The sequence below is a fragment of the Cupriavidus sp. 05N40 genome, assembly GCF_056397305.1.
In genome coordinates this window covers 1-2,482 of the sequence record NZ_JBFTND010000407.1, presented here as the reverse complement: position 1 = coordinate 2,482, position 2,482 = coordinate 1, and the positions used below count along the sequence as shown (strand labels likewise).

2 protein-coding genes and 1 pseudogene are annotated in these 2,482 nt (G+C 68.2%); all 3 read left to right on the top strand.

Going from position 1 to position 2,482, the window contains the following annotated elements:
* The coding region (locus AC1DO7_RS40945; protein WP_477117542.1) for a zinc-binding dehydrogenase at nt 1-584 on the top strand (584 nt) is incomplete at its 5' end.
* A gap of 95 nt (nt 585-679) precedes the next feature.
* Nucleotides 680-1,510 (top strand): class II aldolase/adducin family protein, encoded by an 831-nt coding sequence (locus AC1DO7_RS40940; RefSeq protein ID WP_477117541.1) that lies wholly within the window; start codon nt 680-682, stop codon nt 1,508-1,510.
* 4 nt (nt 1,511-1,514) lie between these two features.
* Nucleotides 1,515-2,335, top strand: a pseudogene (locus AC1DO7_RS40935) (SDR family oxidoreductase).
* The last annotated feature ends 147 nt before the right edge of the window (nt 2,336-2,482 follow it).

The window sequence follows — 2,482 nt, the reverse complement described above, 5'->3', positions numbered from 1 at the left end:
CGCCCAAGGCTGGCCAGACCGTGGCGGTCAGCGCCGCGTCCGGCGCGGTCGGCAGCGTGGTGGGCCAGCTCGCCAAGCTCAAGGGCTGCCGCGTGGTGGGCTTCGCCGGCGGCAAGGACAAGTGCGACTACGTGGTGAATGAACTGGGCTTCGATGCCTGCATCGACTACAAAGCCGCCAAGGACAGCAAGGAGCTGTACACCATGTTCAAGGAAGCCACGCCGGATGGCGTGGACGGCTACTTCGAGAACGTGGGCGGCGAGATCCTCGACACCGTGCTGGCCCGCATGAACGCCTTCGGCCGCATCGCGGTCTGCGGCATGATCGCCGGCTACGACGGCCAGCCGATGCCGCTGAAGAACCCGCAGCTGATCCTGGTATCGCGCCTGACCGTGGAAGGCTTTATCGTGTCCGAGCACATGGACGTGTGGCCGCAGGCATTGCAGGAACTGGGCGCCGCCGTGGCGCAGGGCAAGCTCAAGTTCCGTGAAAGCGTGGCGCAGGGGCTGGCCAGCGCGCCCGAGGCCTTCATGGGCCTGCTCAAGGGCAAGAATTTCGGCAAGCAGCTGGTCAAGCTGGTGTAAGCCGGCAAGGTGCCTTCGGCCGTCCCGGGCATGGCCCGGTCCGGCCGCCAAACAAAAAAAGGAGACTCCCCAGCAATGCCCCGGCAGAAAACACCATGCCGCAAGACAACCCGGACGACATGGCCGCCGGCCTGTCCGAAGAGGTCAAGGCCAAGTACCGTGTGCTCCCGCGCCCGCCGAAGTTCGACACCCCGGCCGAGGAACGCCTGCACCGCAAGCAGCGGCTGGCGGCGGCATTCCGCCTGTTCTCGAAGTTCGGCTTCGACGAAGGCGTCGCGGGCCATATCACCGCGCGCGACCCCGAGTTCACCGACACCTTCTGGGTCAATCCCTTCGGCGTGCATTTCAGCCAGGTCAAGGTGTCCAACCTGATCCGCTGCGATCACCACGGCAATGTGGTGGAGGGCGACTACCCGGTCAATGCCGCGGCCTTCGCCATCCATTCGCGCGTGCACCAGACCCGCGAGGACGCCGTGGCCGCCGCGCATTCGCACAGCACGCACGGCCGCGCCTGGTCCACGCTGGGGCGCCCGCTCGATCCGCTGACCCAGGACGTGTGCGCCTTCTATGGCGACCACGCGGTCTACGACGAATTCGGCGGCGTGGTGGTGGAGCTGGACGAAGGCCAGCGCATCGCCAATGCGCTCGGCGCCAACAAGGCGGCCATCCTGCAGAACCACGGCCTGCTGACCGTGGGCAAGACGGTGGACGAGGCCGCGTGGTGGTTCATCACCATGGAACGCTCGTGCCAGGTGCAGTTGCTGGCCGAAGCCGCCGCCGCGCGCACCAATGCGCCGCTGAAGATGATCTCGGACGCCGCGGCGCGCCAGGCGTATTCGATCGTCGGCACGGCGCAGGCTGGCTGGTTCCAGTTCCAGCCGCTGTACGCCCGCATCGTGAAGGAACAGCCCGACCTGCTGGACTGAGACCATGGCCGCCCTCGCATCCTTCACGGGAAAGGTGGTGCTGATTACCGGCGCCTCGGACGGCATCGGCGCGGAGCTGGCCATGCTGCTGGCGCGGCAGGGCGCGCGGCTGGCCCTGGCGGCACGCCGCGTGGACATGCTCGACGCCCTGGCCGAGCGCATCCGCCGCCAGTGCCCGGCCGCCGAGGCGGCGGTCTGGCGCGTCGATGTGTCGGACGAAGCGGCCGCCGGCACCTGGTGGCCGACGTGGTCGGGCATTTCGGCGGGCTGGACGTGCTGGTCAACAATGCCGGCGTGTCCGCCCATGGGTATTTCGAGCAGGTGTCGGATTTCGGGTACTACGAGCAGGTCATGCGCGTGAACTACTTCGGTGCCATGTGGTGCACGCGCGAGGCGCTGCCGCACCTGCGCGCGCGCGGTGGCTTGATGGTGGCGGTGTCCAGTCTCGCCGGCAAGATCGGCGTGCCGGGCCGCACCGCGTATTCGGCCAGCAAGTTCGCGCTGGCCGGCTTCTGCGAGGCGCTGCGCGCGGAACTGCGCGGCACCGGCGTGGACGTATGCGTGGTCTTCCCCGGCGTGGTGGCGACCGACACGCGCATCAACGGCTTCGGCCCCGATGGGCGCGCGCTCGGCGAAAGCCGCCTGCGCGAGGACGGCGCCATGAGCGCGCAGGAGTGCGCGCACCAGATGCTGCGCGCCATGGCCGCGCGCAAGCGCGAACTGGTGATGACCGCCAAGGGCCGCTTCGGCCTCTGGCTGCGCCTGCTCGCGCCGGCGCTGGTGGAAAACATGGCGCTCAAGGCGCTGAAGCAGGCAGGGCGCTGACGGGCAACCGCCGGCGCCCTTGCGCGCAGGCAATCACAGGCAACCACGGCAAGACAAACACGGGGCGATCACCGACAACATGGCAGACTTCATCCTCCACCAGTACGCAACCTCGCCGTTCTCCGAAAAAGTACGCCTGCTGATGGG

Coding starts and splice junctions, on each gene's coding strand:
- AC1DO7_RS40940 (WP_477117541.1), top strand. CDS start 680: ATGCCGCAAGACAACCCGGACGACATGGCCGCCGGCCTGTCCGAAGAG.